The organism is Streptomyces sp. NPDC085524, assembly GCF_044541755.1.
Classification (GTDB): domain Bacteria; phylum Actinomycetota; class Actinomycetes; order Streptomycetales; family Streptomycetaceae; genus Streptomyces.
The window spans coordinates 1-19,878 of the sequence record NZ_JBITTH010000042.1; the positions used below are offsets into that span (position 1 = coordinate 1).

A 19,878-nucleotide genomic window follows, 5' to 3' on the forward strand; every position below is an offset into this window, starting at 1 on the left:
CGGCGGAGTGTCCCCGCAGGACGAGCGCGCAACCACCGCCCCACCCACACACCCCCGGCGAAGGGCAGCCCCGGCCGGGGCCGCGCCCCGCACACAAGACCCCGGCCAAGGGGTACGCCGGGGCAGGGCACCCCCACCCACGAGCTCCGGCCAAGGGGCAGGGCGCCGCAGGGCCTACCAGCCCCGGCCCGGGCGCCAACCTCAGACGGCCTCGCGCCCGCGGCAGGGCGGCGGGTCAGCCCCGGTAGGGGGTGGGGCGTACTTCGAAGCCGCCCGGCCGGACCCCCGCCGCCGGCTCGTCGTGGACCTCGACCGCGCGGACCACCGCCGCCGGCGGACCCGTACGCGCCCACGCCACCATCTCCGCGACGGCGTCCTCGGCTCCCTCGAACAGGGCCTCGACACCCCCGTCGGGCAGGTTCCGCACCCAGCCCGACACCCCGTGCGCCACGGCCTCGCTGCGGCAGGTGTCCCGGAAGAACACCCCCTGCACGGTCCCCGACACGATCACGCGCTTGCGTACCATGCTCCGACCTTACGGCGGGATCGAGCCGTTCTGCGGGTGCCTGCGGGTCACGGGACCGGCGCGGCGGCAGACTGGAGGGGCCACGAGCCGACCGGAAGGAGCAACGTGCCCGTTCCGATCATCATCGACTGCGATCCCGGACACGACGACGCCCTCGCGATCATGCTGGCGGCCGGTGATCCGGCGGTCGATCTGCTGGCCGTCACCACGGTCGCGGGGAACCAGACGCTGGAGAAGACCACCCTGAACGCGCGGCGCGTCTGCACCGTCGCCGGGATCACCGGGGTGCCCATCGCGGCCGGATGCGACCGCCCGCTCGTCCAGCCGCTCGGCGTCGCCGCCGACGTGCACGGAGCCTCCGGCCTGGACGGGCCGAGGTTCCCGGAACCCACCGTGGACGTCGTCCCGGAGCACGCCGTGGACCTCATCCACCGGACGCTGACCCGGCATCCCGAGCCGGTCACCCTCGTGCCCACGGCCCCGCTGACCAACATCGCCCTCCTGCTGACGCGCTATCCGCAGGACGCCGCCCTCATCCGCGAGATCGTCCTCATGGGCGGCTCGACGGAGCGGGGCAACCGCACGCCGGCGGCCGAGTTCAACGTGCTCACGGATCCGGAGGCCGCGGACATCGTCTTCCGCAGCGGCGTGCCGGTCACCATGTGCGGTCTCAACGTGACCCACCAGGCGCTGGCCACGCCCGAGGTGGTGGCCCGCTTCGAGGGGCTCGGTACGCCCCTCGGGCACATCTGCGCCGAACTGCTGACCTTCTTCGGGTCCGCGTACCGCACGCTGTGGGGGTTCCCGCACCCGCCGCTGCACGACCCCGTCGCGGTGGCCCGCGTCATCGATCCGGGTCTCGTGCACTGCGTGGACGCCAACGTCGTCGTGGAGCTGCACGGCCGGTACACGCGCGGCGCCACCGTGGTGGACCCCCACCGCTACGTGGACCGGCCCGTGAACGCCCGGGTCGCCGTGCGGCTGGAGACCGACCTCTTCTGGGACCGGATGGTCGCCGCCGTCGCGGCCCTCGGATAATGGGGCGATGACGCTCGAAGAAGGCCAGCGGGTGGAGCTGGCGGCCGACCTCAGACTGACCGGGTCACTTGCGCAGGCCGGGGACGACCCGGCGCGGACGGTCCCCGTCGCCGGCTCCCTGTCCCTCGCGTCGGGCACCGGGGGAACCGTGGAGCGGGTGTACGACGGCGCGGACCGGCAGGAGCAGCCGAGCCCCGAAGTCGTGGAGTACGTACGCCTCAAGTCGCTCCTGGACGACTTCGGCCACCAGATGCCCCCGGGGAGCAGGAAGCAGCTCGAGGAGCAGGTGGCCTCCCTGGAGCCCGAGTGGATCGCCCACCAGGAGCGGGAGCCCCGGGTGACGGTACGCGTCCGCCTCGACAACGGCTTCGTGCTGGACGAGGCCCGGCAGGACCTGTTCACGTCCGCCTGACACGGGGCGGGGAGTGGGTGATCATGGTCATGCCCCTGCCCGCCGCCCCGCCTGAGGACGCAGCCTGTGCCTGACGACGAACCGGTCTTCCAACGGAGCAAGTGGGGAACGAACCGCTATTACTACAACCCCCGCAACCCCGTGGGGCTCGCCCTCATCGTCATCTCGCTGCTCTTCGCCGGGACGATGATGGTCCTCGTGGCCAACCGGGCCGGACCGTTCGCACCGGAGCCCGAGCCCGTGCTGCCCAGCGCGCCGCCCTACCACTACGCCCCGCCGGTGCCTTCGGGCAGCAGCCCCGTGCCCTGGCCCCCGCTGCCGCCCACCACCGGCCCCGGGGGCTCCTGAGGCCCACGGGGCTGGAGTGCGGGGGGCGGGTCGGCGAAGATGGCATCGTCACCCGTCACCATCGCCACCGTCGCGCGCGAGTCGTTGGCCGATCGAGGAGCGTCCTGCCGATGTCCAGCCCCGGTTCCGGTTCCGGTTCCCGCAGGCGGCCGCCGACGATCGCCGATGTCGCCCAGGCCGCCTCGGTGTCGCGGACGACCGTCTCCCACGCCCTCAACGGGCTGGGCAAGGTGGACCCCCGGACCCGCGAGCGCATCAAGCAGGTGGCCGCCGAGCTCGGTTACCGTCCCAACCTGCGGGCGCAGCGCCTTCGCCAGGGGCAGGCGAAGGCCATCGCGCTCGCCTCCTCGATGCCCTTCGCGGTGGCCGGCGGGCCCTCGCGGCTCGGCTTCTACATGGAGGTCGCGGCAGCCGCCGCCGAGCGCGCCCTGCTCCACGGGTACGCGCTCGTCCTGGTGCCTCCCGTGCAGTCCGGATCGGCGCTGCACTCCCTCGACATCGACGGCGCGATCGTCGTCGAGCCCGGCGAGGACGACGCGGCCGTCGCGCAGTTGCGCGAGCGGGGCCTGCCGTACGTGGCGCTCGGCCGCGAGATGCCCTCGGGCACGGACGCCCCGTACGTGGACCTGCGCGGCGGTCTGGTCGCGGAGCTCCTCCTGGAGCACCTGCGCGCCCAGGGGACCCGTCATCCGGCGCTCATCATCGGCGCGGGCACGCGCCATTCGGCCGTCGACGCCCGCGCCGCGTACGAACGCGCCGCCGCCGAGCAGGGCTGGACCCCCGTCGTCGCCACCGCTCCGGAGGAGGGCGGGGAGGAGGCCGGCTACGAGCGCTGTGCGGCCCTGCTGGCCGAGCACCCCGAGACCGACGCCGTCTGCGCACTCGTGGACGCCTTCGCGGTGGGCGCCGTCCGCGCGATCCGGGACAGCGGCCGGAGGATCCCGGACGACGTCATGGTGGTCACCCGGTACGACGGGCCGCGGGCCCGCACCTGCGAGCCCCCGCTCACGGCCGTCGACCTCCAGCTGGACCGGGCGGCCTCCGAGGCGGTGGAACTGCTCCTCGCCCGCCTGCGGGGCGGGGCCCCCGCCGGCACGGACGGCACCGCCGCCGGGGCGGCCCCCTCGGCGGCGGTGCCGGCACCCGAGCCCCGCGTCATCGCGCGGGCCTCGTCCCTGCGCGTCACGGCGCCAGAATGAGCACTGCCCCGGAGACGAGGGCGAAGACGAGGACGAGGGGCCGCATCTTCGCGGCGTCGATGCGGTGGTGGGCCAGCCGGCTCAGCCACGCCCCGAGGGCCAGCGCGGGCAGCAGCAGTGCGGCCCAGCCCAGTTGCGCCGGGCTGCCCTGACCGGTCGCGAGCAGCAGGGCGAGGGAGACGACCTCGCCGATGAGGAAGCACACGGCGACCGTGGACCGCAGCTCCGCCGGCGGACGGTGCTGGTAGACGAGGGCCAGCGGCGGGCCGCCCACACCGGTCGCGGTTTCGGTGAGGCCCGTGACCAGCCCCGCCCCGAGGTAGGCGGCCCGGCCGGGCACGAAGGCCGGTGCGGCCAGGCTCACCACCGCCGCCAGTACGGTCGCCACGCCGACGACCAGCCCGAGCCGCTGCTCCGGCACCGCCCAGAGCAGTACGAGTCCGCCCGGGGTCGCCGCCAGCCGGGCCGCCGTGATCCAGCCCGCGCCGCGCAGGTCCAGGGAATGCCGCTCGCGCCAGGCCACGTACACGTTCAGCGGGATCATCGACGCGAGGACGAACACCGGGAGCAGGGCGGGGGCCAGCAGTCCGGCGACGGGTGCGACGACCAGTGCGAACCCGAGGCCGCTGGTCCCCTGGACGAACGCGGCGGCGGCCACCACGAGGGCGAGGACCGCCAGGGTCGAGGCGCTCACCGTGCGGCGCTCCTCTCCCGGACTTCCGCGGACGTGCGGTGCACCCGGTGGACCCCGGCCCGGGCGACCACGTCCCCGGCCAGCTCGGCCGCCCGCCGCACGAGCGCGGGGCCGTCCCAGCCGACGGGCCTCCCCTGGAACATGCGCAGCCGTCCGGCGACGACCACGGCGGTGATCTGGTCGCGGTTGGCGCGCCGGACCAGTTCCCAGGTCAGGTCCCAGGACGGGCGCATCTCCGGCCCGCTCACGTCCACGAGCAGGAAGTCGGCCGCCGCCCCGGGCTCGATCCGGCCGGTGAGTGCTCCGAGGCCGACCGCGTCCGCGCCGCCCGGGCCCGCGTGGTCGAGCCAGGTCCAGCCGGCGCCGCAGGAGGAGTCCCCGGCGGCCAGGCCATAGGTGAGGCGCTGCGCGAACTCCGCGGCCTCGACCAGGCGGAAGCCGTCGCCCCGGGTGCCGTCCGTACCGAGTCCGAAGCGGATCCCGCGTTCGGCCATGGTGGTGGCGGGTGCCACGGCGTTGCCCTTCCAGGCACTGGCGACGGGGTTGTAGCTCACCGCGGCGCCCGTGTCGGCGAGCAGGGTGAGCTCGGAGGGGGTGACCAGGGTGACGTGGGCGGCAAGCAACTGCGGTCCCAGGGCCCCGACTTCCCGCAGGTACTCCAGGGGTCGCAGGCCGTGCCGGACGAGGGAGCGCTCCACGCCGGCGAGGTGCTCGTTGACGTGGATCTGGACGACGGCGCCCGCTTCGGCGGCGAGCCGGGCGGTGGCCCGGAGCGTGTGGGCGGTCGCGGCCTCGGGGACGGCGACGGCCAGCGAGGGGTGGACCAGTTCCTCCCCCTCGTAGCGGGCGAGGTGCTTCTCGGCGCGGACCAGGACGTCGGCCGACGTACGGGCGGGGCGCGCGGCGTCCCCGGCGTCCTCGGCGTCGTGGCAGACGAGTCCGAGCACGCAGCGGATTCCGGCGTCACGGGTGGCCGAGGCCACGACGTCGACGTCCACGGAGGCCCGGGTGCCGGCATCGGCGACGGTGGTGAATCCGCCGCGCAGCGATTCGAGCGCCGCCAGTTTCGCCGCCACGTAGGCGGATTCCTCGTCGAGCGCCCCCTCCAGCGGGACCCACACGCGGCGGAAGATCTCGGAGGGCTCGCCGAAGGCGAGTGCGGAGCCGAAGCTCTGCGTCAGGTGGTGGTGCGCGTCGACGAATCCCGGCATCAGTACGTGTCCGGGCAGCCGGAGGGGGGTGAGGTGCGGGTGGTCGCGCTCCAGGAGCGCGACCGGTCCGACGGCGCGGAAGGAGCCGCCGGCCACGAGGACCGCGTACTGCTCCTTCGGGCCGTCCGGGGTCATCACGACGGCGGGGGCCAGGAGTCGGACCTCGTCGGCGAGGTGGTCGGGGCGCAGGCCCTCCGGGGCGGGGCCGCCGGCCGCGTTCACGCCGTACTGCGTCAGGTCGGTCATCTCACTCTTTCCGTACGGGTCATGCGTGGGGTACGGCGCGGGACTCGCCCGCGTCGACGAGTCCGGCGAGGGGCTCGGCGGCGCGCGCCCGGGCGAGCCGGGGCCGTACGTGGTGGAACAGGACGTTGAGGACGGCGGCGGTGAACGCGCCGACGGCGACGCCGCTTTCGAGCAGGATCCGCGCCCCGGACGGCAGGCCCGCGTAGAGGCCGGGGACGAGGATCGGCAGCAGGCCCAGCGCGATGGCGACGGCGCAGATGAACCCGTTCGAGTGCCGCTCCAGGTCCGCCTTGCCGAGCATCTGGACGCCGAGCACGGTGATCACCGCGAAGACCACCATCGCCGTGCCGCCGACGACGGCGGACGGGATGACGCTGATGGCGCGGATGACGGGGGCGAGGAAGCCGATGGCGATGAGGACGACGCCCGCGGCCGCGGTGACGAACCGGCTGCGCACTCCCGTGACGCGGACGATCCCGATGTTCTCGCCGCTGGTCACCATCAGCGGCAGTCCCAGGAACCCGCCGAAGAGGGAGACCAGTGCGTCGCCCCGGATGGTGCGGGGGACGACCGTCCGCTGGTCGATCTCCTTGCCGACCGTCTCCGCGTTGATGACGGTCTGCCCGGTGGCCTCGGCCATGGAGGCGAGTCCGTACAGCATCAGCGGCAGGGCGGCGACCAGGTGGAACTCGGGCGTGCCGAAGGGCATCAGCTGCGGAGCGCTCAGGATCCCGCCGTCCGCGACGCCGCCGAAGTCGAACCGGCCGAGTGCGAAGGCCAGGGCGGCGCCGGCGATCAGGCCGAGCATCACGGCGAGTTGCCGCACGATGCCGGTGAACAGCCAGTAGAGGGCGACGGTGAAGCCGATCGTGGCCATCCCGAGCGCCAGGTTCGTGGTGTTCGCGAAGCCGGGCGTACCGGGCCGGCCGGTGACGAGCAGCGCGCCGACCTTCACCAGGTTGACGCCGACGATGACGATCATCGTGCCGATGACCAGGGTGGGGAAGAACTTCAACAGGCGCGAGAAGACGGGCAGTACGACGAAGTAGAAGGCGGCGCTGATGATCACCGCGCCGGTGGCGGTGCGCACGCCGTGCTGTTCGGCGATGGCCAGGAACAGGATCAGCGGCGCCCCGCCGGGCAGCATCACGAACGGCAGCCGGGGCCCGAACTTCCAGGGTCCCAGGGACTGGATCAGGGAACCGACCCCGGAGAGCACGAAGGCCGCCGAGAGCAGGTTCACGGTGAGACCGGGGTCGAGGTGGAGGGTCGCGCTCATCAGGAAGATCGCCGAGACGGGGGTAGCCGCCATGACGAGGACGTGCTGCACGCCGAACAGGAGGATCCTGCTCAGCGGTCGGGACTGGTCCACGGGGTGGGGGAGAGTGCTGGGACTGGACACGTTCGAGCTCCGTTCGGCTCGCTCCGGCTCTGGCCGCGATCCGGCCCCAGGCAGGGGCCAAATCGATTTGGCCAAATCGATTTGGCCGCCAGTATGTGAGGGCCCCGGAGGCCCGTCAAGGGTTGTGGACGCACCGGTTCCACCGACGCCCCGACCCACTCGCGGGGAACCCGCCCGCAGTCGGCCGCCTCCGGCGCAGCGGACAACACCGCGAAATCGGGCCCCATTTGGGACCGGACGGGACGACCCGGCCCGCCGCCGTCTCAAAAACGGCCTCGGCCGCTTCTGCGTCTCCCCGCCGTCGGGTACCGTCCGGAGCCATTCGATCCGGTCACCTGCCGTCGACCCGCTTCGAGGACCCATGCCCGTTCGTGAAGTCCCCACCCGCAGCGCCCGTCACGGGCGCCTCCCCGTGCACGCGACCGTCCCCCGGCCCACTCCGGGCCCTCCGTCCCGCACACCGGCCGGAGGAGCTCCGGTCCGCTGAGGTTCCGCACCACGCGCCGGGGCCGCGCCGCCGACCGCGCCGCCCGTAATCCCGCCCACGTCCGGAGACGCTCACGCTCGGCGGCGCACCGCCCGACCGCATCCACCACTACCCGTTCGAAACCCCGTCCCGGCCGCATCCTGAACCAGGGCCGGCTCACCTCCGGGACGGCGCGGCCTCGCCGTCCCGGAGGTCATCGGGGTCGACCCGGTCGACGACCACGACCGCCACGTCGTCCGCCAGCGCACCCTGCGTGTGCCTGAGCAGCGCCTGGCGCAGGCCCTCGAGGAAGGCGGGTCTGGTGTAATCGCGCATCGCGGCAAGGGCCACCGGGAGGTCGAAGAAGGCGTTGGAGCCGTCGCGGGCCTCGATGACCCCGTCCGTGTGCAGGAGCAGCCGGTCCCCCGGCTCGAACGGATAGCCCTCCGTCCGCCCGGGAGGGCCGACGATGAACTCCTCCAGGCCGAGCGGCGGCAGCGAGGCCGCGGGCACCAGGGGCCGGACCTTGCCGTCGCTCAGCAGCAGGGGCGACGGATGGCCCCGGTTGACGATCTCGATGACGGGGCCGTCCGGGATCTGGGCCACGACGGCGGTGACGAAGCCCTCCAGCAGCGCTTCCTCGTCGTCCGCCACCGCCGCACCGACGCCCGCACCCGCCAGGGCGGCGTCCCGCCGCAGGGCCGCTCCGCAGTGGTTGACGACCTCGACGAGGTCGTCCTCGTAGTGCACGGACTCCCGGAACGCGCCGAGGACGACGGCGGCGGCCCGGACGGCCGGCAGACCCTTGCCCCGCACGTCCCCGACGATCATCCGGACCCCGTACCGGGTCTGGACCGCGTCGTAGAGATCGCCGCCGATCTGCGCACCCGTCTCGGCCGCCAGGTACATGCTGGACGCGCGTACGGGTCCCAGCCGGTCCGGCACGGGTCTCAGCAGGACCTCCTGGGCGGCCTCCGCGATCCGGCGGACCTGGTTGAGCTCGTTCTCCCGGCGCGTGAGCACGGCGCGGCTCGTCATGACGCTCGCAGCCGTCACCAGGGAGAGGGCGACGAGGTTCGTGTAGACCTGCTGGCCGCCCCAGGCCTGGTTGTGGGTGACGGTGATCGCGCTGACCACCAGCGCCGTCCCGGCCGCCGCGAGGGTGCCCTTGGGCCCCATCGTCACGGCCGCCAGCGCGGGCGTCGCGACCAGCAGGGGGCCCGTGTAGACGAAGTGGAGGGGGGTGAGTTCGATGACGAGCACCACGAGCGCGATCACGAAGGGTACGCACTCCGCGAGCGTGAAGAGGACGTGGTGGTGACCGCCGGCTCCCGCTTCCGGGGGCGAGCGCAAGGGCGCTCTCATGTGTACAGCCTGCCCCGCCGGGGCGTACGGCCGCCACTCCTCGGTGCACCGGCCCCCGGGGGAGCGTCCGGCCCCCGGGCGGCTGCCGCAGCCGGCACGTCATGGCATCCGCGGAGCCACCCGGTGGTGTCCCGGAGGTGTCCCCGAGGTGTGCATTGCTCCACTTCTTTTAGGAGGGCCCCGAAGGTGGCTTGAATCCGCCTCTTGCGGCCCGCTCGTCAGCCGCCTGGGCTCCGCGGCGGCCGCGTACCGGCCGCCGACCGGCCCAGTCAGCCCCACTGAACGACAAACCCGCTGGTCAAGAGGGTCGAGCGCCGCCGACGGGGCCCTGAACACGGTCGGGGGCCGAGGAGCCGGAACGGAAGAATCCGTTACCCGCCACCAGGCGCAAGTCAGTGAATCGACGGAACGCGACTAACCGGATTGGCCGGTCGTACAAAACAGCCCGGGACAAGGCCGTTTGTCTTCAGGGAATCAACCGACGGCGGCTTGACCGATGGTCCTGCGGGCACGTACTTTCGACCGTACCTACTCGAGAGCCGCTGGAAGGAGGCGAAGCCGGATGTCGACCATCTCCGGACTTCTTCGTCTCGCTCACCAGATCGCCTGGGCTCCGGGTCGAGTAGCACACGGCGCTTAGCAGCCACCTCTCCGGCGTGCCCGTTCTCAGGGCCCCGGGACGTTTCCATCTCTGTCACCACCTGCGGCGCGCCTTGCGTGCCGATTCGGCGCACTCCTGGTTCTGAGCTGCGCCGACGAAAAAGAAAGCTCCTAAAATGGCGACTAGGGTAGTCCGATCGACCGCGCCCCGAAATGAGGACGTGCCATGGTAGAGGCGCGCATCACGGTTAACGGGAAAGAGACACCGCTTTCCCCTTCCGCACCCCACACCACGGTGCTCGATTTCCTGCGCGAGCGCGGCCTGACCGGTACCAAGGAGGGCTGCGCCGAGGGTGAATGCGGCGCATGTTCCATCCTGGTCGCCCGTCCCGGCGTGGACAAGCCCACCGACTGGGTCGCGGTCAACGCGTGCCTGGTCCCGGCCGCGGCACTCGACGGCCAGGAGGTCATCACCTCCGAGGGTCTCGCCACCCCCGGCGAGGCCGGCGAGGCCCCCACGCTGCACCCGGTGCAGCAGGAGATGGCCGTCCGCGGTGGCTCGCAGTGCGGTTACTGCACGCCGGGCTTCATCTGCAGCATGGCCTCCGAGTACTACCGTCCGGGCCGCTGCGCCCAGACCTGCGGGGATCAGGCCGCCGACTCGCACGCCGAGGGCGACGCCGAGCACGGCCCGAACGGCTTCGACCTGCACTCGCTGAGCGGAAACCTGTGCCGTTGCACCGGATACCGCCCGATCCGCGACGCCGCGTACGCCGTCGGTGAGCCCACCGAGGACGACCCGCTGGCCCAGCGCCGCGAGCAGCCCGCTCCCGAGCCCGCCGTCACCGAGTACACCCAGGACGGCCGCACCTTCGTGCGCCCGGCCACCCTGGCCGAGGTGACCCGGCTGCTCCGCGAGCAGCCGAAGGCGGTCCTCGTCGCCGGCAGCACCGACTACGGCGTCGAGATCAACATCCGCTCCCGCCGGGACGACCTCGTGGTCGCGATCGACCGCCTGCCCGAGCTGCGTGAGCTGAAGTTCGAGGACGACTACCTCGAGATCGGCGCGGCGGTGACGCTCACCGAGATCGAGCGCCGCCTCGACGGCAGCGTCCCGCTGCTGGCCGAGCTGTTCCCGCAGTTCGCCTCCCGCCTCATCCGCAACAGCGGCACCCTCGGCGGCAACCTCGGTACCGGCTCCCCGATCGGTGACAGCCCGCCGGTCCTGCTCGCGCTGGAGGCGTCGCTGGTCCTCGCCGACGCCGACGGCGAGCGCGTGGTCCCGCTGGCGGAGTACTTCACCGGTTACCGCCAGACCGTGCGCCGTCCCGACGAGCTGATCCGCGCGATCCGCATCCCGCTTCCGCTGTCGCCCGTCACGGCCTTCCACAAGATCGCCAAGCGCCGCTTCGACGACATCTCCAGCGTGGCCGTCGGTTTCGCGCTCGAGATCCAGGACGGCATCGTCACCAAGGCCCGCATCGGCCTCGGCGGCGTCGCCGCCACCCCGATCCGCGCTCTCACCACCGAGGCCGCCCTCGAGGGCAAGCCGTGGACGTCCGAGACCGTGGAGGCCGCGGCCCAGCTGCTGCAGGCCGAAGGCACCCCGATGAACGACCACCGCGCCAGCGCCGAATACCGCTCCGCGATGCTCGGTCAGAGCCTGTTGAAGCTGTTCGCAGAGACCCCTGAGGCGGTGTCGTCATGAGCCATCTGTCCGAGATCCCCGAGAAGCCCGTAGTCGGCGTATCCATGCCGCACGAGAGCGCGAACCTGCACGTCACCGGTGCCGCGCTCTACACGGACGACCTCGTGTACCGCACCAAGGACGTCCTGCACGCCTACCCGGTCCAGGTCATGAAGGCCCGTGCCAAGGTGACGGCGCTGCGCACCGAGGCCGCCCTCGCGGTGCCCGGTGTGGTCCGCGTGCTCACCGTCGCCGACGTGCCCGGCGTGAACGACGCCGGCATGAAGCACGACGAGCCGCTCTTCCCGGACGAGGTCCAGTACTACGGCCACTCGGTGGCCTGGGTGCTCGGCGAGACCCTGGAGGCCGCCCGTCTCGGTGCGGCCGCCGTCGAGGTGGAGCTCGAGGAGCTGCCCTCGATCATGACGCTCAAGGAAGCCATCGCGGCCGAGGCCTTCCACGGCGCCCGCCCCCTGATGGTGACCGGCGACATCGACGCCGGCTTCGAGGAGTCCGCCCACGTCTTCGAGGGCGAGTTCCAGTTCCAGGACCAGGAGCACTTCTACCTCGAGACCCACGCGGCTCTCGCCCAGATCGACGAGAACGGTCAGCTGTTCATCCAGAGCAGCACCCAGCACCCCTCGGAGACGCAGGAGATCGTCGCGCACGTGCTCGGCATCCACAGCCACGAAGTGACTGTGCAGTGCCTGCGCATGGGTGGCGGCTTCGGCGGCAAGGAGATGCAGCCGCACGGGTTCGCGGCCGTCGCCGCGCTCGGCGCCAAGCTCACCGGCCGTCCGGTCCGCCTGCGGCTCAACCGCACCCAGGACCTGACCATGTCGGGCAAGCGCCACGGCTTCCACGCCAAGTGGAAGATCGGCTTCGATGCCCAGGGCCGCATCCAGGCCCTGGACGCCACGCTGACCTCCGACGGCGGCTGGAGCCTGGACCTGTCCGAGCCCGTCACGGCTCGCGCGCTGTGCCACATCGACAACACGTACTGGATCCCCAACGCGCGTGTCGCCGGCCGCATCGCCAAGACCAACAAGGTCTCCAACACCGCCTTCCGCGGCTTCGGCGGCCCTCAGGGCATGCTGGTGATGGAGGACATCCTCGGCCGCTGCGCGCCGCAGCTGGGCCTGGACCCGATGGAGCTGCGCGAGCGCAACTTCTACCAGCCGGGCCAGGGCCAGACGACGCCGTACGGTCAGCCGGTCACGCAGGCCGAGCGGATCTCCCTCATCTGGGACCAGATCCAGCAGAACGCCGGCATCGCCGACCGCAAGCGCGAGATCGCGGCCTTCAATGCCGCGCACCCGCACACCAAGCGGGCGCTCGCGATCACGAACATCAAGTTCGGCATCTCGTTCAACCTCACCGCCTTCAACCAGGGCGGCGCTCTCGTGCTGATCTACAAGGACGGCTCCGTCCTGATCAACCACGGTGGCACCGAGATGGGCCAGGGCCTGCACACCAAGATGATGCAGGTGGCCGCGACCTCGCTGGGCATCCCGCTGCACAAGGTGCGCCTCGCCCCGACGCGGACCGACAAGGTTCCCAACACCTCCGCCACCGCGGCCAGCTCCGGCGCGGACCTCAACGGTGGTGCGATCAAGAACGCCTGTGAGCAGCTGCGCGAGCGGCTGCAGCAGGTGGCCGCCGGCCAGCTGGGCGGCAACGCCTCGGACGTGCGCATCGTCGACGGCGTCGCACGCGTCCTCGGCAGCGACAAGGAACTGGCCTGGGACGACCTGGTCCACACCGCGTACTTCCAGCGCGTCCAGCTCTCGGCGGCGGGCTACTACCGCACCGAGGGTCTGCACTGGAACGCCCAGACGTTCCGCGGCTCCCCGTTCAAGTACTTCTCCTACGGCGCCGCGGCGGCCGAGGTCGAGGTGGACGGCTTCACCGGCAAGTACCGCATCCGTCGCGTGGACATCATCCACGACGTCGGCGACAGCCTCTCCCCGCTGATCGACATCGGTCAGGTCGAGGGCGGCTTCGTGCAGGGTGCGGGCTGGCTGACGCTGGAGGACATGCGCTGGGACACCAGCGAGGGTCCGAACCGCGGTCGTCTGCTGACGCAGGCGGCGAGCACCTACAAGCTGCCGAGCTTCTCGGAGATGCCCGAGGAGTTCAACGTCTCGCTGCTGCAGAACGCCTCCGAAGAGGGTGCGGTCTACGGCTCCAAGGCGGTCGGTGAGCCTCCGCTGATGCTGGCGTTCTCGGTCCGCGAGGCGCTGCGGCAGGCCGCCGCGGCGTTCGGGCCGAGCGGTCTCAGCCTGGAGCTCGGTGCCCCTGCGACGCCTGAGGCGGTGTTCTGGGCGATCCAGAACGCGCGTGCAGCCGGCGCGAAGCTGGACGTCAGCGAGATCTCCGCTGACACGGCCGCTTTGAGCAATGTCTGACATGACGTGGGTGGCCGCGGTCGCGCGGTTGCGGGCGAACCGGGAAGCCGGAGCGCTCGTGACCGTCGCGACCGTGCGCGGCCACGCGCCCCGCAAGGCCGGCGCCAAGCTCGTCGTGGGTCGCAATGAGACCTGGGGCTCGATCGGTGGCGGCAACATCGAAGCCGTTGCCATCGACCGGGCCCGCGAGCTGATCGGCACGCCCGATCCGGAACCGGAACTCATGGAGTTCGCCCTCAACGACAAGGTCACCAGCCGGCACGGAGTCCAGTGCTGCGGTGGGGCCGTCAGCGTGCTCGTCGAGCCGCTGCCGGTGGTCGAAGCGGTCGCGATCTTCGGTGTGGGGCATGTGGGGTTGGAGCTGGCCCGGATCCTGGCCCGCCACAACCTCGATCTGCACTTGATCGACACCCGTCCCGAGATGCTCTCCGACGAACGGCTCGGCGTGCTCTCGGACGCGGTGGCGGACGTCAACGTGCACCACACGTTGCTGCTTCCCGAGGAGGTGCTCTCGGAGCTGCCGCCCGGCACGCACGTCCTGATCATGACTCATGATCACGCCGAGGACGCCGCGCTGTGCGACGCCGCTCTGCGCACCAGCGGTCTCGGCTCGGTCGGCCTGATCGGGTCTTCGGCCAAATGGGCGCGGTTCCGGCAGCGCCTGGCCAACGAGGGCGGCCACGACGCGGCCACCATCGACCGGATCAAGACCCCGATCGGGCTGACCGAGATCACCGGCAAGGAACCCGCGGTGATCGCGGTCAGCGTCGCGGCGGACCTGCTCCGGACCTTCGAGCAGGACCGGCAGTGGGCCGTGTCGAACGCGGTTCCCTCCGTGGTGCCGAACGCGCCCGCCGCCAACAGCGTGTGAGTGTCCGGCCGGGCCCGTCGCCCGGCCGGCACCCCGCCACCGTCAGGGTGGCCACGGCCCGTCCGCGCAGCCCTGCGCGGACGGGCCGTGGTGCCTGACTTCCGCGTCCGGGACCTGGACGCGATGCTCGCGCAGCTGCGCGCCAAGGGCGCGGACGTGGCCGCCGGGACCCAGGACATGGACGGCGTGGGCCGGTTCGGCTGGGTCACCGATCCCGAGGGCCACCGCGTCGAGCTGTGGCAGCCCGCCTGACGGGTCCTGACGCTCCGGACATGCGGAGCCCACGATCGGATGCTGCAATGGCTGTGGCGGGCTGACCCCCGCCGTGCGTCCACAAGTCCGCTCGTGAGGAGTGGTTGCGGTTGTCCGGAACCAAGCCTGGCCCTTCCGAAGCGACCCAGCCCGAAGAGGCGAACCTGCTGGGTGAACTGCTGCGCAGTCCCGGCTATTTGAAGACCCTCGTGTTCTGCGCCCTCATCGGCGTTCCGGTGTCGCTCGTCGCGTTCTGGTTCCTGGTCGGACTCCACGAGCTGGAAAAGCTGATGTGGGACAGCCTGCCGGATGCGCTGGGCTGGAGCGTCCCCCCGTGGTGGTGGCCGCTGCCGCTGCTGCTCGTCGCCGGCGTGACCGTCGGGCTCGTGGTCAGCCGTATGCCCGGCGGGGGCGGCCACATCCCCGCCGGGGGACTGCACACGGGCGGCGCATCGCCCGGAGCCCTGCCCGGCGTGGTGCTCGCCGCCGTGCTCAGCCTTCCCCTCGGTGCCACGCTCGGCCCCGAGGCCCCTCTGATCGCCCTCGGCGGCGGCCTGGCCCTCCTCTTCAGGGACCTGGCGCGGATCCCGGCGAATCCCCAGAGCGCGGCGCTCCTGGGTGCAGCGGGAGCGGCCTCGGCGATCGCGGTGATCTTCGGAAGTCCGCTGGTCGCGGCGGTACTGCTGATCGAGGTGGCAGGGGTGGGCGGCCCACAGCTGTTCGCCGTCATGCTGCCCGCCCTGCTGTCGAGCGGGGTGGGCGCCCTCGTGTTCACCGGCTTCGGCCGCTGGACGGGGCTCGATGCGCCCAGCCTCTCCATGAAGGTGGGCGCCCCGGCTCCGCACCTCGACGCCGGCGACGTGATCTGGGCGGTCCTGATGGCCGTGGCCATCGGTGGCGCCATCCATCTGATCATGCGCGGGGGGCAGCTCACCGCGCGGTTCGTCGCGAAGCGCACCGTCCTCCACACCACGCTGTGCGCCGCGGCCGCCGGCGTCTGCGGCGCCGTGTACGCGCTCACCACCGGCCGGACGCCAGCCGACGTGGCGTCCTCAGGCCAGGCCACGCTGGGCCGGCTGGCCGCCGATCCGCACAGCTGGGGGGTCGGAGCCCTGATCGCCGTTCTGCTGTGCGCGGGCGCCGCCTACACCCTGTGCCTGGGCAGCCTGCGCGGCGGCCCGGTCTTCCCCTCGCTGTTCCTCGGTGGTGCGGCGGGCGTACTGCTGGCCCCCCTGCCGGGCCTGGGCGTCGTACCGGCCATGGCCGCCGGGATGGCGGCCGCGACCGCCAGTGCCCTGCGGCTGCCCGTCAGCACCATCGTGCTCGTCGTCCTGGTGCTCGACAGCGCCGCCATGACCCCGGTGATCGTCCTGGCGGCCGTCGTGTCGTTCGTGACGACCCAGCTGCTGACGGTCCGCTCCGCACACCGCCCCGCGGGCCGGCCCGCGCAGGCGCCGGCCACCCCTCCCCCGGCCCCTGGTGCACCGGGGGCGGCCGGCTCCGCCTGAGCTCTCCGCCGTACCTCCGCCGCACACCGAGGAGCCGCGCATGCCCCCCACTGCATCGGGCGAACAGTGGCTGCTGCGCCGCGGTGCGCAGACCGCGGTGGTGGTCGAGCTGGGCGGCGCCCTGCGCGAGTACGAGGTGGACGGGCGGCCGCTCCTCGACGGGTTCGCCGCCGACGAGCCGATCACCGGCGGCCGCGGGCAGCTCCTCGTACCGTGGCCGAACCGGGTGGCCGGCGGGCGCTACGGATTCGGCGGCGGGGAACGGCAACTCCCGCTGACCGAACCGGAGAACGGCAATGCGATCCACGGCCTCCTGAGGTGGGTCCCCTGGCGGCTGCTGGCGCGGAGCGAGGACGAGGTCACGGTGGGCACCACCCTCTTCCCGCAGCCGGGGTACCCGCACCGGCTGGAGGTCTCCGCCGCGTACCGGCTGGGCCCGGACGGGCTCGAGATCACCGTCACCGCCGCCAACCCGGGCGACACCGCCGCGCCCTACGGCGTGGGCCAGCACCCCTATCTGACCGTGGGCACCGGCCTGGTGGACGACGCGCTGCTGACCGTGCCGGCCCGCTTCCGGCTCGGCACCGACGAACACGGCGTGCCGGCCGGTCAGGAGCCGGTCGAGGGCACGCCGTACGACTTCCGCACCGCCCGCCCCCTCGGCGAGCAGCACCTGGACACCGCCTTCACGGGGCTCGACCTGGATCCCGCCGGCCACTGCGCGGTGCGGCTGGCGCACCCCTCCGGCGACCGCGGCATCGACGTACGGCTCCTCGAGGGCGTGCGTTACGTGCAGGTGTACACCGGGGACACGCTGTCGGAGCCCGGGCGGCGGCGGCGCGGTGTCGCCGTCGAGCCGATGTCCTGCCCGGCGGACTCCTTCCGCAGCGGTACGGCGCTCACCGTCCTGCAACCGGGCGGCAGCCACGTCTTCCGGTGGGGCCTGGCCCCGTGGGGATCCTGGTGACCCCGGACACCGGGCCCCCGGCGCCGGGGCGCATGACCGGCGCCGAGTTCCGCGCGCTGTACGGGGAACTGCGCGAGCGGACTCCGCGTGCGCCGGACGACCGGCGCGGGGCGCTCGGGCACCTGACGCCCGGGCGGGTCGTCGCCGCCGCGGCCGAGGTCCGCTCCGGGCGTACGGTGTCCCTCGCCGCGCCCGTCGAGACCCGGGCCGGGCCGGACGATCCCGAACCGGCGCGGCACCGGATGATCGCGCCCGCCGGGGGTGAGACCGGTGCGACGGGCGGCGACGGGCTCCACTTCGCGCTCGACCGGTTCGCGATGAACGTGCACGGGGACGCGGACAGTCATCTCGACGCGCTGTGCCACGTGTTCTTCGACGGGGAGCTCTACAACGGCGTACCGGCGAGCAGCGTCACCTCCCGGGGCGCGGGCGCGCTCTCCGTCGACACCGTCCGGGACGGCATCGTCGGCCGTGGCGTGCTCCTGGACGTTCCGCGGCTGCGCGGCGTGCCGTGGCTGGAGCCCGGGGACCACGTGACGGCCGCCGACCTGGCCGGGGCCGAGGCGGCCCAAGGGGTCCGGGCCGGGCCGGGGGACGTGCTGTTCGTACGGGTGGGGCACCGCCTGCGGCGCCGGGAGCTCGGGGCGTGGAACGCCGCGGGGGCCCGGGCCGGTCTCCACCCCACGGCCGTGCGGTTCCTGGCCGAGCGGCAGATCGCCGCGCTGGGCTCGGACGGCAACAACGACACCGCGCCCAGTGCGGTGGCCGGGGTGGACTTCCCCGTGCACGTGCTGGCGGTGCACGCCATGGGGCTGCACCTGATGGACTACCTGCAGTTCGAGGAGCTGGCCCCGGCGTGCGCGGACGCGGGCCGGTGGTCCTTCCTGTGCGTGGTGGCGCCGCTCAGGCTCCCTTCGGGCACCGGCTCGCCGGTGAACCCGATCGCCGTGCTGTGACGGCGCGATCCCCGCGGTCGCCGTTCCCGGGGAGGAGGGATACGTTCGAAGAGGTGGGGTGGCTGCCGTGTCGCGGCAGCGCGCAGCGAGCGGGCCGGTGACAGGGCGGCCCCACGAGCGCAAGGACGGTGGTCGCCGTGGGCGACTCCCCGCACTACGACGTCGTCATCATCGGTTCGGGCGCCGGCGGCGGTACGCTCGCCCACCGGCTCGCCCCGTCCGGGAAACGGGTGCTCATCCTCGAACGCGGTGACTACCTCCCCCGCGAGCGGGACAACTGGGACTCCACCGCCGTGTTCGTGAAGGGCAAGTACCGTGCCCCGGAGTTCTGGCTGGACAAGCACGGCGACCGGTTCCCGCCCGAGGTCAACTACTACGTCGGGGGCAACACGAAGTTCTACGGCGCGGCCCTCTTCCGGCTGCGGCCCGAGGACTTCGGGGAGCTGCGCCACCACGACGGCGTGTCCCCGGCCTGGCCGATCCGGTACGAGGACCTCGAGCCGTACTACACGCAGGCCGAGCACCTCTACCTGGTCCACGGCCGCCACGGGGAGGACCCGTGGGAGGGGCCGTGCAGTGCCCAGTACGCCCGTCCGCCGGTCGAACACGAGCCGCGGATCCAGCAGTTGAGCGACGACCTGGAGAAGCGCGGGCTGCACCCCTTCCACCTGCCCATCGGGGTCGATCTGGTGCAGGACGAGCACGGGCGGGCGACCAGCTCCAGCGTCTGCATCCGCTGCGACCGGGTGGACGGCTTCCCCTGCCTGGTGCGCGGCAAGTCGGACGCCCAGGTGATCTGCGTGGAGCCGGCCCTGCGGCACCCGAACGTCGAGATGGTCACCAACGCGCGGGTGGTCCGGCTGGAGACGGACCCGGCCGGACGCAGCGTCAGCAGCGTCGTGACCCGCGGCGAGGACGGTGCGGAGGCCTCGTACACCGCGGACATCGTGGTCGTGGCCTGTGGAGCCGTCAATTCGGCGGTGCTCCTCCTGGCTTCGGCCGGCGACCGCCACCCCCAGGGGCTGGCGAACAGCTCGGGCGTGGTCGGCCGGTACTACATGCGCCACAACAACCTTGCGCTGATGGCGATTTCGAGGGAGCCGAACGACACCAGGTTCCAGAAGACCCTGGCCCTGCACGACTGGTACCTCGGCGCCGACGACTGGGACTACCCGCTGGGCGGCATCCAGATGCTCGGCAAGTCGGACGCCGACCAGATCCACGGCGAGGCGCCCCGCTGGGCGGGTGCCGTGACCCCCGACATGCCCTTCGAGGTCATGGCCCACCACGCGGTCGACTTCTGGCTGTGCGGCGAGGACCTCCCCCTGCCCGACAACCGGGTCACCGTCGACGGCGACGGCACCATCCGTCTCGTGCTCGACGAGAAGAACAACATCGCGGGGCTGACCCGCCTGCGGCACAAGCTCCAGGGGATCCTCAGCCATCTGGGGATGCACGAGCACCGTCTCCTGACGCGCAGCATCTACCTCCACAAGGGCATGCCGATCGGCGCGACGGCGCACCAGGCCGGCACCGTGCGGTTCGGCGACGACCCGGCCACCTCCGCCCTGGACGTGAACTGCAAGGCGCACGATCTCGACAACCTGTACGTGGTCGACACGAGCTTCTTCCCGAGCATCGGCGCGGTCAATCCGTCGCTCACGGCGATCGCGAACGCCCTGCGGGTGGGCGACCACCTGCTGGAACGGCTCGGCTGACCCC

17 protein-coding genes are annotated in these 19,878 nt (G+C 72.5%); 12 read left to right on the forward strand and 5 right to left on the reverse strand.

Going from position 1 to position 19,878, the window contains the following annotated elements; all coding sequences use genetic code 11:
* Window positions 1-235: 235 nt before the first annotated feature.
* Complete coding sequence (locus tag ACIGFK_RS39580) at window positions 236-526, reverse strand: acylphosphatase (protein ID WP_400055759.1); 291 nt, start codon at window positions 524-526, stop codon at window positions 236-238.
* Window positions 527-631: 105 nt separating this feature from the next.
* Between ACIGFK_RS39580 and ACIGFK_RS39585 the strand changes: the two genes are divergently transcribed.
* The 4 genes from ACIGFK_RS39585 (at window position 632) to ACIGFK_RS39600 (ending at window position 3,523) form a co-directional block, all read left to right on the forward strand.
* Window positions 632-1,564 carry a nucleoside hydrolase gene (locus ACIGFK_RS39585; RefSeq protein WP_386470655.1) on the forward strand — a complete coding sequence of 311 codons (933 nt, stop codon included), beginning with the start codon at window positions 632-634 and terminating at the stop codon, window positions 1,562-1,564.
* 7 nt (window positions 1,565-1,571) lie between these two features.
* Window positions 1,572-1,976: a hypothetical protein gene (locus tag ACIGFK_RS39590; protein ID WP_376660930.1), complete on the forward strand. Its 405-nt coding sequence runs from the start codon at window positions 1,572-1,574 to the stop codon at window positions 1,974-1,976.
* A 66-nt stretch (window positions 1,977-2,042) separates the two neighbouring features.
* Window positions 2,043-2,324, forward strand: coding sequence for a hypothetical protein (locus ACIGFK_RS39595; RefSeq protein WP_376660931.1), 282 nt, complete (start codon window positions 2,043-2,045; stop codon window positions 2,322-2,324).
* Window positions 2,325-2,434: 110 nt separating this feature from the next.
* Window positions 2,435-3,523: a LacI family DNA-binding transcriptional regulator gene (locus tag ACIGFK_RS39600; RefSeq protein ID WP_376660932.1), complete on the forward strand. Its 1,089-nt coding sequence runs from the start codon at window positions 2,435-2,437 to the stop codon at window positions 3,521-3,523.
* On the opposite strand, the gene ACIGFK_RS39605 is transcribed toward ACIGFK_RS39600, so the two are convergent.
* The 4 genes from ACIGFK_RS39605 to ACIGFK_RS39620 form a co-directional block, all read right to left on the reverse strand.
* Entirely contained in the window at window positions 3,507-4,217 is a 711-nt protein-coding gene (locus ACIGFK_RS39605) for a sulfite exporter TauE/SafE family protein (protein WP_376660933.1), read from the reverse strand. The genes ACIGFK_RS39600 and ACIGFK_RS39605 overlap by 17 nt on opposite strands.
* Window positions 4,214-5,674: an amidohydrolase family protein gene (locus ACIGFK_RS39610; RefSeq protein WP_400055763.1), complete on the reverse strand. Its 1,461-nt coding sequence runs from the start codon at window positions 5,672-5,674 to the stop codon at window positions 4,214-4,216. Before ACIGFK_RS39610 ends, ACIGFK_RS39605 begins: the two co-directional genes overlap by 4 nt.
* Before the next feature lie 19 nt (window positions 5,675-5,693).
* A complete protein-coding gene (locus ACIGFK_RS39615) occupies window positions 5,694-7,076 on the reverse strand; it encodes a uracil-xanthine permease family protein (protein WP_400055764.1) in 1,383 nt (460 codons plus the stop codon).
* A gap of 643 nt (window positions 7,077-7,719) precedes the next feature.
* A complete protein-coding gene (locus tag ACIGFK_RS39620) occupies window positions 7,720-8,907 on the reverse strand; it encodes a PP2C family protein-serine/threonine phosphatase (protein WP_376660936.1) in 1,188 nt (395 codons plus the stop codon).
* 826 nt (window positions 8,908-9,733) lie between these two features.
* On the opposite strand from ACIGFK_RS39620, the gene ACIGFK_RS39625 reads away from it, so the two are divergent.
* The 8 genes from ACIGFK_RS39625 (at window position 9,734) to ACIGFK_RS39660 (ending at window position 19,874) form a co-directional block, all read left to right on the forward strand.
* Window positions 9,734-11,215, forward strand: coding sequence for a xanthine dehydrogenase small subunit (locus ACIGFK_RS39625; protein WP_376660937.1), 1,482 nt, complete (start codon window positions 9,734-9,736; stop codon window positions 11,213-11,215).
* Window positions 11,212-13,602, forward strand: coding sequence for a xanthine dehydrogenase molybdopterin binding subunit (xdhB, locus tag ACIGFK_RS39630; protein WP_376660938.1), 2,391 nt, complete (start codon window positions 11,212-11,214; stop codon window positions 13,600-13,602). Before ACIGFK_RS39625 ends, xdhB begins: the two co-directional genes overlap by 4 nt.
* Before the next feature lies 1 nt (window position 13,603).
* On the forward strand, window positions 13,604-14,473 hold the full coding sequence (xdhC, locus tag ACIGFK_RS39635) for a xanthine dehydrogenase accessory protein XdhC (RefSeq protein ID WP_376660939.1): 870 nt from the start codon (window positions 13,604-13,606) through the stop codon (window positions 14,471-14,473).
* The gene (locus tag ACIGFK_RS39640) at window positions 14,474-14,725 is read left to right on the forward strand and encodes a VOC family protein (protein WP_386470668.1); all 252 of its coding nucleotides are present in this window, start codon (window positions 14,474-14,476) and stop codon (window positions 14,723-14,725) included.
* Window positions 14,726-14,835: 110 nt separating this feature from the next.
* Window positions 14,836-16,233, forward strand: a complete 1,398-nt coding sequence (locus ACIGFK_RS39645) for a chloride channel protein (protein WP_386470671.1) — start codon at window positions 14,836-14,838, stop codon at window positions 16,231-16,233.
* 40 nt (window positions 16,234-16,273) lie between these two features.
* Window positions 16,274-17,200, forward strand: coding sequence for an aldose 1-epimerase family protein (locus ACIGFK_RS39650; RefSeq protein WP_400055766.1), 927 nt, complete (start codon window positions 16,274-16,276; stop codon window positions 17,198-17,200).
* Between the two features lie 32 nt (window positions 17,201-17,232).
* Window positions 17,233-18,156: a cyclase family protein gene (locus ACIGFK_RS39655; RefSeq protein WP_376661765.1), complete on the forward strand. Its 924-nt coding sequence runs from the start codon at window positions 17,233-17,235 to the stop codon at window positions 18,154-18,156.
* 137 nt (window positions 18,157-18,293) lie between these two features.
* Window positions 18,294-19,874, forward strand: coding sequence for a GMC oxidoreductase (locus tag ACIGFK_RS39660; RefSeq protein WP_400055768.1), 1,581 nt, complete (start codon window positions 18,294-18,296; stop codon window positions 19,872-19,874).
* The last annotated feature ends 4 nt before the right edge of the window (window positions 19,875-19,878 follow it).

Excerpts from the sequence above, each read along its gene's own strand:
- ACIGFK_RS39580 (WP_400055759.1), bottom strand. The coding sequence starts at position 526 with ATGGTACGCAAGCGCGTGATCGTGTCGGGGACCGTGCAGGGGGTGTTC.
- ACIGFK_RS39590 (WP_376660930.1), top strand. The coding sequence starts at position 1,572 with ATGACGCTCGAAGAAGGCCAGCGGGTGGAGCTGGCGGCCGACCTCAGA.
- ACIGFK_RS39600 (WP_376660932.1), top strand. The coding sequence starts at position 2,435 with ATGTCCAGCCCCGGTTCCGGTTCCGGTTCCCGCAGGCGGCCGCCGACG.
- ACIGFK_RS39610 (WP_400055763.1), bottom strand. The coding sequence starts at position 5,674 with ATGACCGACCTGACGCAGTACGGCGTGAACGCGGCCGGCGGCCCCGCC.
- ACIGFK_RS39620 (WP_376660936.1), bottom strand. The coding sequence starts at position 8,907 with ATGAGAGCGCCCTTGCGCTCGCCCCCGGAAGCGGGAGCCGGCGGTCAC.
- ACIGFK_RS39625 (WP_376660937.1), top strand. The coding sequence starts at position 9,734 with ATGGTAGAGGCGCGCATCACGGTTAACGGGAAAGAGACACCGCTTTCC.
- xdhB (WP_376660938.1), top strand. The coding sequence starts at position 11,212 with ATGAGCCATCTGTCCGAGATCCCCGAGAAGCCCGTAGTCGGCGTATCC.
- xdhC (WP_376660939.1), top strand. The coding sequence starts at position 13,604 with ATGACGTGGGTGGCCGCGGTCGCGCGGTTGCGGGCGAACCGGGAAGCC.
- ACIGFK_RS39650 (WP_400055766.1), top strand. The coding sequence starts at position 16,274 with ATGCCCCCCACTGCATCGGGCGAACAGTGGCTGCTGCGCCGCGGTGCG.
- ACIGFK_RS39655 (WP_376661765.1), top strand. The coding sequence starts at position 17,233 with ATGACCGGCGCCGAGTTCCGCGCGCTGTACGGGGAACTGCGCGAGCGG.